This window comes from Pseudomonas algeriensis (assembly GCF_048847255.1).
GTDB lineage: Bacteria > Pseudomonadota > Gammaproteobacteria > Pseudomonadales > Pseudomonadaceae > Aquipseudomonas.
Genome location: NZ_JBKKRK010000007.1, coordinates 223675 through 236474, shown reverse-complemented (window position 1 = coordinate 236474; position 12800 = coordinate 223675). Strand labels below are relative to the sequence as shown.

Annotated in this window: 13 protein-coding genes and 2 pseudogenes; 11 read left to right on the top strand and 4 right to left on the bottom strand. The window is 60.0% G+C overall.

What is annotated here, in order from left to right; translation table 11 throughout:
* Positions 1-4: 4 nt before the first annotated feature.
* The 5 genes from nuoN (at position 5) to ACLK1G_RS13440 (ending at position 4120) form a co-directional block, all read left to right on the top strand.
* Positions 5-1468, top strand: coding sequence for an NADH-quinone oxidoreductase subunit NuoN (gene nuoN, locus ACLK1G_RS13460; protein ID WP_186609337.1), 1464 nt, complete (start codon positions 5-7; stop codon positions 1466-1468).
* 252 nt (positions 1469-1720) lie between these two features.
* Entirely contained in the window at positions 1721-1993 is a 273-nt protein-coding gene (locus tag ACLK1G_RS13455) for a CopG family ribbon-helix-helix protein (RefSeq protein ID WP_030141313.1), read from the top strand.
* Positions 1993-2268, top strand: a complete 276-nt coding sequence (locus ACLK1G_RS13450; protein WP_420765861.1) for a type II toxin-antitoxin system RelE/ParE family toxin — start codon at positions 1993-1995, stop codon at positions 2266-2268. Before ACLK1G_RS13455 ends, ACLK1G_RS13450 begins: the two co-directional genes overlap by 1 nt.
* 63 nt (positions 2269-2331) lie before the next feature.
* Positions 2332-3441: an NAD(P)/FAD-dependent oxidoreductase gene (locus tag ACLK1G_RS13445; protein ID WP_420765860.1), complete on the top strand. Its 1110-nt coding sequence runs from the start codon at positions 2332-2334 to the stop codon at positions 3439-3441.
* 202 nt (positions 3442-3643) lie between these two features.
* The gene (locus tag ACLK1G_RS13440; RefSeq protein WP_420765859.1) at positions 3644-4120 is read left to right on the top strand and encodes a PA2171 family ribosome-binding persister protein; all 477 of its coding nucleotides are present in this window, start codon (positions 3644-3646) and stop codon (positions 4118-4120) included.
* A 51-nt stretch (positions 4121-4171) separates the two neighbouring features.
* Here ACLK1G_RS13440 and ACLK1G_RS13435 read toward each other — a convergent pair whose 3' ends face one another.
* Positions 4172-5050, bottom strand: coding sequence for a LysR family transcriptional regulator (locus ACLK1G_RS13435; protein ID WP_420765858.1), 879 nt, complete (start codon positions 5048-5050; stop codon positions 4172-4174).
* A gap of 288 nt (positions 5051-5338) precedes the next feature.
* Here ACLK1G_RS13435 and ACLK1G_RS13430 point away from each other — a divergent pair, with 288 nt between their 5' ends.
* From ACLK1G_RS13430 to ACLK1G_RS13415, 4 genes and pseudogenes are all read left to right on the top strand, one after another.
* A complete protein-coding gene (locus tag ACLK1G_RS13430) occupies positions 5339-6061 on the top strand; it encodes a pirin family protein (protein ID WP_420765857.1) in 723 nt (240 codons plus the stop codon).
* Positions 6062-6155: 94 nt separating this feature from the next.
* Positions 6156-6374 (top strand): annotated as a pseudogene (locus tag ACLK1G_RS13425) (MFS transporter); the annotation flags it as partial.
* A gap of 139 nt (positions 6375-6513) precedes the next feature.
* Complete coding sequence (locus ACLK1G_RS13420; RefSeq protein WP_420765856.1) at positions 6514-6915, top strand: hypothetical protein; 402 nt, start codon at positions 6514-6516, stop codon at positions 6913-6915.
* A gap of 177 nt (positions 6916-7092) precedes the next feature.
* Entirely contained in the window at positions 7093-7299 is a 207-nt protein-coding gene (locus ACLK1G_RS13415; RefSeq protein WP_420765855.1) for a hypothetical protein, read from the top strand.
* Positions 7300-7305: 6 nt separating this feature from the next.
* On the opposite strand, the gene ACLK1G_RS13410 is transcribed toward ACLK1G_RS13415, so the two are convergent.
* A complete protein-coding gene (locus ACLK1G_RS13410; RefSeq protein ID WP_420765854.1) occupies positions 7306-8349 on the bottom strand; it encodes a GlxA family transcriptional regulator in 1044 nt (347 codons plus the stop codon).
* 267 nt (positions 8350-8616) lie between these two features.
* Between ACLK1G_RS13410 and ACLK1G_RS13405 the strand changes: the two are divergent.
* Both ACLK1G_RS13405 and ACLK1G_RS13400 read left to right on the top strand, forming a co-directional pair.
* Positions 8617-9699, top strand: a pseudogene (locus ACLK1G_RS13405) (cache domain-containing protein); the annotation flags it as partial.
* Positions 9700-9705: 6 nt separating this feature from the next.
* Positions 9706-10560: a methyl-accepting chemotaxis protein gene (locus ACLK1G_RS13400; protein ID WP_420765927.1), complete on the top strand. Its 855-nt coding sequence runs from the start codon at positions 9706-9708 to the stop codon at positions 10558-10560.
* Positions 10561-10698: 138 nt separating this feature from the next.
* On the opposite strand, the gene ACLK1G_RS13395 is transcribed toward ACLK1G_RS13400, so the two are convergent.
* Both ACLK1G_RS13395 and ACLK1G_RS13390 read right to left on the bottom strand, forming a co-directional pair.
* Positions 10699-11562: a DMT family transporter gene (locus tag ACLK1G_RS13395; protein ID WP_420765853.1), complete on the bottom strand. Its 864-nt coding sequence runs from the start codon at positions 11560-11562 to the stop codon at positions 10699-10701.
* A gap of 182 nt (positions 11563-11744) precedes the next feature.
* A complete protein-coding gene (locus tag ACLK1G_RS13390) occupies positions 11745-12644 on the bottom strand; it encodes a glycine betaine ABC transporter substrate-binding protein (protein ID WP_420765852.1) in 900 nt (299 codons plus the stop codon).
* Positions 12645-12800: the final 156 nt, after the last annotated feature.

The following is a 12800-nucleotide window of genomic DNA, read 5'->3' as shown; positions in this document are numbered from 1 at the left end:
CGCTATGGAATTCACGATTCAACACTTTATCGCGCTTGCGCCGCTGTTGATCACCAGCGCCACGATCATCGTGGTGATGCTGGCGATCGCCTGGCGCCGCAATCACGCACAAACCTTCCTGCTGTCGGTGGCGGGGCTGAACCTGGCCCTGCTGTCGATCCTGCCGGCCCTGAAAGTCGCGCCCCTGGCGGTCACGCCACTGATACAGATCGACAGCTTCGCCTGCCTGTATATGGCGCTGATCCTGGTCGCCACCCTCGCCTGCGTCACCCTCGCCCACGCCTATCTGGGTGATGGGGGCTCGGGTTACCCGGGCAACCGCGAAGAACTGTACCTGCTGATCCTGATGGCCGCCGCCGGTGGCCTGGTCCTGGTCAGCGCACAGCACCTGGCGAGCCTGTTCATCGGCCTGGAACTGCTGTCGGTGCCGGTCTATGGCCTGGTGGCCTACGCCTTCTTCAACAAGCGCTCCCTGGAAGCCGGCATCAAGTACATGGTGTTGTCGGCCGCCGGTTCCGCGTTCCTGTTGTTCGGCATGGCCCTGCTCTACGCTGAAGCCGGCACCCTGAGCTTCGTCGGTATCGGCCAGGCCCTGGCGGCCACCGGCCTGCCTAGCCCGATCGCTCAACTGGGCCTGGGCATGATGCTGATCGGCCTGGCGTTCAAGCTGTCGCTGGTTCCGTTCCACCTCTGGACCCCGGACGTCTACGAAGGCGCCCCGGCGCCCGTGGCGGCGTTCCTCGCCACCGCATCGAAGGTGGCGGTGTTCGCGGTCATGGTGCGTCTGTTCCAGATCTCGCCAGTGGCCAGCAGCGGCGTGTTGAGTAACGTGCTCACCATCATCGCCATCGCGTCGATCCTGTTCGGTAACCTGCTGGCGCTGACCCAGAGCAACCTCAAGCGTCTGCTGGGTTACTCGTCCATCGCCCACTTCGGCTACCTGCTGATTGCTCTGATCGCCAGCAAGGGCCTGGCCGTGGAAGCCATTGGCGTGTACTTGGTCACCTACGTGATCACCAGCCTCGGCGCTTTCGGCGTGATCACCCTGATGTCCTCGCCGTACAACGGCCGCGACGCCGATGCCCTGTACGAATACCGTGGCCTGTTCTGGCGCCGTCCGTACCTGACCGCCGTGCTGACCGTGATGATGCTGTCCCTGGCCGGCATCCCGCTGACCGCCGGCTTCATCGGCAAGTTCTACATCATTGCCACCGGCGTCGAGGCTCACCAATGGTGGCTGGTCGGCTCCCTGGTGCTGGGCAGTGCCATCGGCGTGTTCTACTACCTGCGCGTCATGGTCACGCTGTACCTGATGGAACCGAACCTGCGTCGCCACGATGCCGAGTTGCACTGGGAACAAAAGGCAGGCGGCGTCATGCTGCTGGCCATCGCCGTATTGGCGTTCTTCCTGGGTGTGTACCCGCAGCCGTTGCTGACCCTGGTTCAGCAGGCTGGGTTAACCGGCTGATTGCCTGAGCGTCATTGGTAACAAAAATGCCCGTATCGTGAGATGCGGGCATTTTTTTTGGCTGCTCTATCACAAGGCGTGATAGCGGGCCGGCCTTGGCTCAGCCAGACTCAGGCGATTGATACTGACACCTTATTCAATATGATTTATTTTGCTGCTCATAGCATCAAAACTAATCACCTATACTCAGCCTTCGAGAGTGACCGCTTCAGAAGACTGGCTCTACTATCGATTGCCAAGGAGAAATCCACCATGACTACCACTGCGAAGACCCGATCGGTCACGGCTCATGTCCCGGTCCACCTGGCCGAGAAAGTCGACTTGATGGCCGAGCGACTCGAGCGCTCTAGGAATTGGATCGTCAAACAGGCGTTATCTGCCTGGATCGACCAGGAAGAGGAGCGAAGCCGGCTGACCCATGAGGCGTTGGCGGACGTCGACGCTGGCCGAGTGATTGATCATCAGGCTGTCCAGGCTTGGGCCGACAGTCTCAGCACCGACGCCCCGTTACCGGTACCGCGCTGATGGAGTTGAAGTGGACCAGCAAGGCGCTTTCCGACATTGCTCGACTTTATGAGTTTCTGGCTTCGGTAAATCAACCCGCCGCCGCGCGGACCGTGCAACAACTCACGGCAGCGCCCAGCTCTCTGCTGGTTAACCCGCGAATTGGTGAACGCCTGGAAGAGTTCGACCCTCGAGACGTACGCAGAATTCAGGTCGGCCATTACGAAATGCGCTATGAAATAGTCGGTTCTACCCTTTACCTGCTACGCCTTTGGCACACCCGTGAGGATCGATGACTTGGGCTTGACCAACCAGACCACCGTCGCGCAGAAACTGTTTTCATTTTGGAAGCCGCTGCGTTGAGCGCAGATATCGAGTGCGTAGTGGTCGGCGCAGGCGTCGTCGGCCTGGCCGTGGCGCGGGAGATGGCGCGCGCCGGGCATGAAGTGCTGGTGATCGAAGCAGGCGATGCCATCGGCGCGGGCATCAGCTCGCGCAATTCGGAAGTGATCCATGCCGGGCTGTATTACCCGCCGGGCAGCCTCAAGGCGCAGCTGTGTGTCGAAGGCCGGCGACGACTGTATGACTACTGCGCCAGCCACGGCGTCCAGACTCGCCGGCTCGGCAAACTGATCGTGGCGAAGGATCAAGCACAACTGGCCGAGCTTGAAAAGCTTCTGGCGCGCGGCCTGCTCAACGGGGTGGATGACCTGCGCCTGCTCGATAAAAAGCAGGCACAGGCGCTGGAGCCGGAGCTGTCCTGTGTTGGCGCGCTGTACTCGCCCTCTACCGGTATCGTCGACGCCCACGCCTTGATGTTGGCATTGCAGGGGGATGCCGAGGCGGCGGGCGCCAACGTGGTGTTTCGCACGCCCTTGCTAGAGGCTCGTGTTGTCGACGAGGGCTTCAGCCTGACATTGGGCGGCACGGCGCAGATGACGTTGTCGTGCCGCCGCCTGATCAACGCCGCCGGCCTCCAGGCCCCTGCCCTCGCCCGCCGGATCGAGGGTCTGGCCCGGCAGTGGATTCCCGATGGTTATCTGTGCAAGGGCAACTACTTCCAACTGGCCGGGCGGGCACCATTCCGCCATTTGGTCTATCCGGCGCCAGAAGCCGCTGGCCTGGGCATTCATATGACGCTCGATCTGGCGGGCCAGGCGCGTTTCGGTCCTGACACCGAATGGGTCGAAGCAGAAGACTACCGAGTGGATCCGGCCCGGGCCGAAGCGTTCTACCAGGCCATTCGAAACTACTGGCCGGGCTTGCCCGACCGGAGCCTGCAACCCGCCTACAGCGGCATTCGCCCGAAAATCTCCGCCCCGGGGGAACCGGCCCGGGACTTTCTTATCAGCGCTGAAACCGAGCACAAGGTGCCGGGGCTGATCAACCTGTTCGGTATCGAATCCCCGGGGCTGACGTCCTGCCTGGCACTGGCGGAACGGGTCAGGCAATCGATCGACAACCGCTGACGGCCTTGGCAGCGCAAAGTGCAACGCGTTTTGATGGTGACTCTTGCAGCCTGCACGATAGCGAAACTGGCAGAAAAGATAAGCCACTGATTTTTAAGTAATTAATAAAGCGGCTCGGCTGGCACGACGGATGCACCTGTCATGTTACGTGGCGTCGGCGCTCGAAGCCGGCCCGCATCCGTGAATGACCGAGGAGCAGCACATGAACGCCATCGACCTGTTGAAAGCCGACCATGAACGCGTCAAAGCCATTCTCACTCAACTGAGTGAGTCCACTGATCGCGCGGTCAAGAAACGCACCGAGCTACTGGCGAAGCTGGAAATGGAAGTCACCATCCACACCCGCCTGGAAGAAGAAATCCTGTACCCGGCCTTCAAGCAGGAAGGCGGCAAGGAAGAAGCCGAGATGTATTACGAAGCCAAGGAAGAGCACCGCACCGTCGATTCGCTGGTGCTGCCCGACCTGAAAGCCACCGACCCTTCCCAGCCTGAATTCGCGGGCCGCGTCAAAGTTGTGAAAGAGCTGCTGGAGCACCACATCGAGGAAGAAGAGAAAGAAATGTTCCCTCAAGCCAAGAAGGTGCTGGGCAAGGCCAAGCTGGACGCTTTGGGCGAGCAAATGGAAACCATGAAAGCGCAGTACAAGAAAGAACTGAGCAGCGCCAACCTCGCCGCTTGATCCATGGCCGCGAACGCTTCAACCACCGATCGGGTTGAAGCGTCGCGGCCTTCATATCATCTGCTCGCGCAAGAATTCCACCAACGCCTGCACCGGTCGCGAAGCCTGGCGGTGTTGCGGATAGACCGCCGACAGCGTCAACGGCTCGGTTTCGAACCCCTCCAGCACCTTGACCAGGCGACCATCCTTTAGCGCATCGCCGACGATGAAGGTTGGCAGATACGTGATCCCCATCCCGGCAATCGCCGCATCCCTGAGCAGGTCGCCGTTATTGGCCCGCATCCGTCCCACCACTTCCAGGACCAGCGGCTTGCCATGCCCCTCGAAACGCCACTGCACCTGACGGCTGTGTCCATAAGGCAAACAGTCGTGATTGCGCAGGTCTTCGGGTCGTATGGGTGTGCCTTTGTCTGACAGATAAGCCGGGCTGGCGCAGTACACGCGTTCGATGCTCGCGATGCGCCGGGCGATCAGCGTTGAATCCTCCAGCACGCCGATCCTCAGTGCCAGGTCATAGCCTTCCCCCAAAAGGTCAACCGAGCGGTCGCTCAGGTCCACCTCGACGCTGACATCCCGGTAGCGTTGCAAGAACAGCGGCAGCAGGCTGCCCAGGTGCGCCACGGCGAATGACAACGGCGCGCTGAGCCGAATGGTCCCACGCGGCTCGCTGGTCTGGCCGCTGATGCCCTGCTCCACTTGCTCGACTTCGCTGAGCAGGCGCAACGCCGCTTCGTAGTAGCGCTGGCCGAGCGGCGTGACATCCAGCCGACGGGTCGAGCGATTGAGCAGGCGCACCCCCAGGCGTTGCTCCAGCTCCATGAGCTTGCGGCTGACGAATTGCTTGGACAGCCCGAGCTTGTCCGCTGCGGCGGTGAAACTGCCAGACTCCATGACCTGGGCAAAGATGCGCATCTCTTCGAAGGGGTTCATTGTCATTCCGTGGGTGGACAGTCTGCCGGTTCAGGTGAGCATTGTGATCCGGGTGAGTCAGGTTGCATAGCGGTTGGATGGGCCGACCGTATCGCGAGCAAGGCGCTCCCACAGGGAGTTTAATCGGTTGGCATCATGACCAAGCGAAGCATCCGCTGCGAGATTGTCCACTCAAAACGGACAGTGTTTCCCTATTCCCCTGCTTATTGAACAACCCAATTACCATTAACCTTCTTCTGAACCCGGCGAACGGCCACGGCCACCGCCCACTGAACCAGGAGAACTTCCATGCTCACCCTTCGCAAAGCTTCTGATCGCGGTATCGCCCGTCACGGCTGGCTGACGTCGTTCCACACCTTTTCGTTCGCCAGCTACCGCGACCTCAATCAACAGGGTTTTTCCGACCTGCTGGTGATCAACGACGACCGGGTCGCCGCCGCCAAAGGTTTCGGCCAGCACCCACACCGCGACATGGAGATTTTCTCCTACGTGCTCGAAGGGGCACTGGAGCACAAGGACACCTTGGGCACCGGTTCGGTCATTCGCCCCGGTGATGTGCAATTGATGAGTGCTGGCAGTGGCGTAGCGCACAGTGAATTCAATCACAGCGCCGACGAGCCGGTGCATTTCCTGCAGATCTGGATCGTGCCCAACGTGGTGGGCGCCACGCCGCGCTACCAGCAGGAACATTTCAGTACCGAGCAGAAACGTGGCCGCCTGCAATTGATCATTTCGCCGGACGGGGCCCAGGGATCGCTCCACGTTCGCCAGGACGCGCGGGTTTATGCCGGGCTGTTCGACGGCCAGGAAAGCGCCACGCTGACGTTGGCTGCCGATCGCTATGCCTATGTCCACGTGGCCCGGGGCAGCGTAGAGCTCAATGGCGTGCCGTTGCACGAAGGCGATGGCGTGCGGGTGCGCCAGGAACAGGTACTGATGCTGGGCAATGGCCAGGATGCCGAAGTGCTGGTATTTGACCTGCGGCCGCAGGAACTGCCGCAAATGCCGTGAGGCCAGTGCCCCATGCAACCTGTGGGAGCGAGCCTGCTCGCTCGCACATTTTGCTTATCCGCAGCTATTGGTTTTCCTGGGAAAACGCGACGCTGAACTGGTACCGAACCATCATGGCCAGCAAGTCGCCTGGAGCCGGGCGACCGTTTCATTCGCCACATTTCAGGCGGTGGCGGGTTTTGCGTATTCGGCGCTGTTCAACGCCAGCGGCGGGCATCATGGGCTGCTTTTTTTGATTTCCGCGGGCGCGATTGCCATCGCCTTGCTGGTGGAATGTGTTCCTTCCATTGCGAGTTATGTATCAAAAGATTAAAGTTCCAGATGATCGTCTCCACCCGACCAACGGTAAGCTTTTGTCATCGTCTTGCAATGTTGACTCGGGCCGACAAGCCAAGCAGAATGATCTCACTTGGCCATCACTCTTTGTTGCAGGCCAATCACGGAAGAAAGAAATGAAAAGGATTGTTTCGCTGGTCGCGGTCCTGACGGCTTACCCAGCCGCAGCGGACGTACAAAAAATTCAGTACAACTACGATGATTCGAATGCCGAATACGCCATTGTTTCGTTCGTTGAAAGTGGTTCGGCTGTACAGGCCACGGTAAAAAGAACCGGTGCCTATTTCACCAGTTACACAAAGCTTGAACTTGATTGCGCCGGTCGCAATGTCCGTCACATGGGCATGTATAACAGCGTCGAGGGATTGGAAAAGGCTGATTTCGACCAGATGCAGGGCCGCATCGTCGAGGGCTCGATCGCTGGCGAAGTGGGCAAGGTGCTCTGCAAAGGCACTACCCTGACCGCCTCGCAAATGGAAGAAGTGCCAATCGAAAATCTGCTGGACGACCAGGGCTGAACCAAAGCCGTTTCCTGGAAGCTTTCTGACATGGAATGTCTGCGCAGTTGATCGACGAGGCTCGCAACCGCTCGCCATCCGCCGCCTTAAGACTCTTTTATTTCTGCCCAGACAGAAAAAAAGCCAACCTGACCGATAGCTTGAACACCCGTCTTTCACGACGGGCGGGGAATTGCAATGCACGCAAGAAAGATCTTCGAACTCCTGATGTCGTCCCTGGCCTATGTCCTCATCTCCTTGCTTTGGTTCGCCTACGCCGTGCCGGGGATGGTCGAGCTCGACTCTGACTTCTCCCTGATAACGGCCGCCTGCGGCTCGATTATCTGGCTGTGCGCCACGGGTTGTATCGCCTTGTACTTCGTTCAGAAAATGCGTACCGCCTGACAAGGCTCACGGCGATATCTGCTTGCGTCCAAACGTCGAGCGATAGCTGCCAGGCGGTACGCCGAAAAAATCCCGGAAGCGTCGCTGGAAATGCGGTGAGCTGACGAAACCCGTCGCGACGGCGATCTCGGTGACGGAGCGGTTGGTCTGTTGGATCAGCTGGCGTGCACGGGTCAGGCGCAGCTCCAGGTAATAACGCGTCGGGGTCGCGCCGAGAAACCGGCAGAACCGCCGTTCCAGCTGGCGTTTGGAAACCTTGACGCACGCCGCCAGCTCATCGATCGTCAACGGCTCCTCGACGTTCTGCCACATCAGTTCCAGCGCCAGCTTGAGGCTTTCCGGCAGCGTCGGGTCCGTCTCGACGAAGATTGGCGGCAGGTCCGAGGCGTCATCCCCTGACTCATCGCAGCGAAGGATCTCTTCGATGGCTCCCACCAGCGTCTCCCCGCCCGTGCGGCGGATCAGTTGGAGCATCATGCGCAGCGAACTGTTGGCGCCCGCGCAACTGACCCGCTCACGGTCCACGACATAAGCGCGACTGGACACTTTCACGCCAGGGAACATCTCAGCCATCGTTGCGCGACTTTCCGGGTGGACCGCACATTCGAAACCGTCGAGCAGGTTCGCCTCGGCCACGAAAAACACGCCATTCCACAACCCGCCCAACAACGCCCCGCAAGCCGCATTGGCGCGCAGCTTGCGCCGCAGTAATGGCGTACCCGCAAGCTTCACGCGAAAGCCGCCGGCGACAATCAGCACGTCCAGGTTGTCCGGCAACTGCGCCAGCTCAAGATCGGTTGAGATGACGATTCCCAGGTCGCTCGTCACCTGCCCGCCCGAAGCGCCTACCGTCAGCACTTCATACAGTGGCGTGTCGTTCATCAGGTTGGCGGTGACCAGTGCGTCCACCGCCCCGGTGAAGGACATCATCGAGAAGTTGTCCATCAGCACAAACGCGACGCGCACCGGCGCCTGGCTGACCGACGCAGTCCCTTGGGGCCGATAAGCCATGTTCTTGTTCTTGAGTACGCTTTCGAATGCGCTTGGCATGGGGCCTCGGATGCAGGAAGGCGATCTGGTGGGGAGCCGGCGCAAAGCCCGGAGCATGCCATCTTGCGGATTAACCGCAGGAGCGGCTTGCGTTCCCGCGACATAACCATCGGCATTAACGACGTCCGACAAATGGTGCTCTCAAGGGAATACAACCTTGGTCGATAGCGTGGATGTAGGCATGGGCGCTTTCCGTTTCAGAGTTCGCAATGCTCACCGCTAATGTTTCCGCCGTTCCAATACCGATAAATACCCGCGGGAGAAGTCATGAATATCAAACAGAAGCTGACCTGGGCGTTCGCAACCATTGCCTGCCTCCCGGTTATCCTGGTGGCGGTGCTCGTGGTGATGAACCTGCGCGATGCGGCACAAGCCAACTTCCTGGACAGCAGCGGCCGCGAAATCCGCCAGATCGACAACGGCATGAAGCAGTTCTTCGACGGCATCATGCAGAACGTTGAATTCTTCGCCAAGGACCCGCGGATCGTCGCGGCCAAGGACCTGAAGAACTACTCCGGCGCTGATGCTGCGCAAATTCCTCTTACCGAGAACAACAAACAACTGCTGGATATCTTCGATCGGTTCGCCAAGAGCCACCCGACCACCGCCTACCTATCCCTGGGCCTGGCGGACGGTGGCTACGCCAGTTGGCCGGATGATCCGAAAATCTCCAACTACGACCCGCGCCAGCGCCCCTGGTACAAGGCTGCCGTTGCCGCGCCGGGCACTACCGTGAAGACCGATGCCTATTACTGGGCCCCCGACGACGTGTCGCTGATCGGCATCGTGCACACCGTCGCCGATGCCAGCGGCAAGCTGGTTGGCGTGGTGGGCCTGGACGTGTCGCTCAAGCAACTGACCGAACTGGTGAAGAACATCAAGCTGGGCGACAGTGGCTACCTGATGCTGGTGGAAGGCAGCGGCAACGTCTTGGTGGACCCCGCCGACGCCAAGCACAACTTCAAACCCTTGGCCGACCTCGGTCCCAACTACGCAGCATTGGCCAAGAGCAGCGATGGCGCTACCCAGATCGAGATCGACGGCGTGCCGTACATGGCCAACATCGTCACCTCTAAAAGCCTGGGCTGGCGGTTCATCGGCCTGATCAAGCGTGACGAGGTGATGGCCGAAGCCGCGAGCCTGACCTGGTTGATCGCTATCATCGCCGCCGCGCTGGCCGTGGTCTTCGCAATCGTCGGCGCCAGCTTCGCCAGCGTTATCGTCCGGCCGATCCGCGGCGTTGCCAACGGCCTGCAGGAAATCGCTGAAGGTGAAGGCGACCTCACCCGCCAACTCGCTGTACAGGGCAAGGATGAAACCGCCACCCTGGCAAGCTGGTTCAACCAGTTCCTGGGCATGATTGCGCAACTGGTTCAACGCATCGGCAGCGCCTCCTCCGACCTGCAAACCGCAGCCGCGGACACCCGCGACGTCGCACAGAACATGAACGAAGCCGCCGGGCGCCAGCGCCAGGCCGTGGAGCTGGTGAGCACCGCGTTCAACGAAATGGTCGCCACCGCCAACGAAGTGGCCCGCTCGTGCAGCCAGGCCGCCGTCAGCGCGGACACCGGTTATCGGGATGTACACGACGGCCAGCACCACATCGGCGAAGCCACGGGCAGCGTGTTGAGGCTCAGTGAAGAATTGCAGCAGTCGACCCAGACCATGCAGGCGCTGGAACAGGACAGCAAGAACATCAACACGATCCTGGACACCATTCGCTCGATCGCCGAACAGACCAACCTGCTGGCCCTCAACGCGGCGATTGAAGCCGCACGCGCCGGCGACCAAGGCCGCGGCTTTGCCGTGGTGGCCGACGAAGTACGCGCCCTGGCGCGGCGCACCGCTGACTCCACCGGCGAGATCGACAGCTTGCTCGGCAACCTCGCCCGGCGCACCCAGGAAGTGACGCAACAGATGCAGAACAGCCTGCACGTGTCGCAAACCAGCGTCGAGCGCATCCAGCAGGCCCGCGACAGCTTCGACAAGATCCGCACCTCGGTGGACTCGATCCGCGACCAGAACACGCAGATCGCCACCGCCGCGGAACAACAGCACCAAGTGGCCGAAGACATCAACCGGCACATCGCGCAGATCCACTCCGATGCGCAGCTGGTTGAAGAGTTTGCTCACACCGCACAAACCGGTTCGGGGCGTTTGACGGATATCTCCGGACAGCTCAAGGGCTTGGTGGGACGCTTCAAGTTCTAAACTGGGCTTAAGTCCACTGAAGATCAAATGTGGGAAGCCTGCTCGCGAAAGCGTCGTCACAATCAGCGAAGAAGCTGAATGTGCCGACCTCTTCGCGAGCAGGCTCGCTACCACAGGATTATGGGTTTGATGGAATCACTACCCTTTTGCCTTGATCGCATACATCCCGCCGGCAATTACCAGACAGGCCCCTACGACTGTCCATGTGTCGGGCAGCTCGCCGAATACCAATAGGCCAATCAGCGTAGCGAACATCAGAAGAGAATAATTGAACGGTTGAAGTGTGGCTGCCGTTGCAACCTTCAGCGCCTGAAGCAATAACAGCTGGGCCACCACACCGGTCATGGAGAGCACCGCGATCAGGCCCCATTGCGCCGGGTTCGGTGCTACCCAACTTGGAAGACCCAACAAGGTAATCGCTATCGCGCCGAAAAAACCCATGTGAAGCATGTTCGTGGCGAACGAGTCTCCCCGGCTGATTCGACGGGTCAGCACGCTGAAGATGGCGAAACCCAGGGCAGACAACAGCGGAATCAGCGCCGCCAGTTCGAAAACACTGGAGCCGGGACGAAGGATAACCAGCGTCCCCGTGAAGCCAATGGCGGCGGCAACCCATCGACGCACGCCAATGAACTCCCCCAGGAACGCCCCCGCCAACGCCAGTGTCATCAAGGGGAATACCGCGTACAGGGCATGCATTTCAGCGAGTCCCAGATAGCGCAGCCCCAATCCGAACAAGGCGCTCTCACCCACGCCAATGAGCGCACGAATGATCTGCTGGTAGGGATGGCGGCTTCGGCACGCGGTCCACAGGCTGCCCTGATAGGCGCTATAACCGACAGCAAAAGCCAGGAACACCCAATAACGCACCATCACCAATTGTGCGATCGGGAACTCCTTGACCAGCACTTTGGTGACCCCATCCTGAGCTGCAAAGATCAGCATGGACAGAAGGCAAAGGACGATACCTAAGCGCGGTCGCGGGGCGTCATGATCATGCACCGCGCGCACCAGCCTCGGTCGAGGCTGACTTCAACCTGACGGGCGGTTCTTCATCCGGTTTGATATCCCATGTCGTGACCGTCATCGCTCAGCCTCTGAATAGAACAAGGACTCATCCAGCAGCGCCCTTGGCTCTCGACCAAGGGCACCGGACTGCAACAGCTATCGGACAGCAACGGCCATCACTGGGCTGGTGTCGCGGACGCCGTCTGGCTGCCAAACATCGCTTCGAAACGCGGTTTGTTGGCTGCGTAATATTCTGCCACCACCTTGTCCGCCGAGCTGTCACGGGCGTCCGCCATCAACTTCTCAAGGTCCGCTTTCGGAATCTTGAAGCTGGCGAAGAATCGGGCCACATCAGGGTGCTCCGCGCTGAAACCTTTGCGCGCGACGGCGTGGATCTGCTCAGCGCCACCGAAAATCTGCTTCGGATCATCCAGGTAGCGCAGCGGCCATTTGGCGAACATCCAGTGCGGGCTCCAGGCGTTGACCAATGACCATTTGTCACGCTTGAGGTTGCGATCCAATTCACTCAGCATCCCGGACTCTGAAGAAGCGACCATCTTGTAGCCGTCGAGCTTGTATTGCTCGATGGCTTTTTCCGTCAGCTTGTACTGACCATTGCCCACTTCCGAAGTGAGGATCTTGCCGCCGAGTTTTTCCCGCACTTCAGGCTTGTTGAGGTCTTCGACGCTGGCGATCTCGCTGGTTGGAATGGAGGTGGGCACCGCCATGCCGATCCGGCCTTCGTACAGCACGCCGAGGTCTTCGAGCCTGTCCTTGTACTTGTCATAGAACGACTTGTGGGTACTGGGCAGCCAGACCATCGGGATCAGGTCGATATTGCCGTTGGCCAGGGCCTGGAACTGGATGCCGATATCGGCCAGCACCAACTTGACCGGTTGCTTGAGGTGATCCTGCAACGCGGTGTTCGCCAGTTTCACCGCGATCTCCGTATCCGACCAGTTCACCCAGCCAATGCGGATGGGCGCGGGCTCATCGGCCTGAGCGATCAGACTGCCGCAGGCAAATGCAAGGCCTGCAAACCAGCCGATAAAATTTTTACTGGATAACGTCATCATGTGCATCTCCGCAGACTGTATTAATAGTTATTGGCAGGGCAGCAGAAGCATTCATTTTCCATCACGACCGCACGCGGCCATCCGGTGAGTTCTAGTTATCAAAATACAGGGACTTGTGTTTTCGGCCCTCCTCCGCCCTTTGGCGTTTCCAACCGC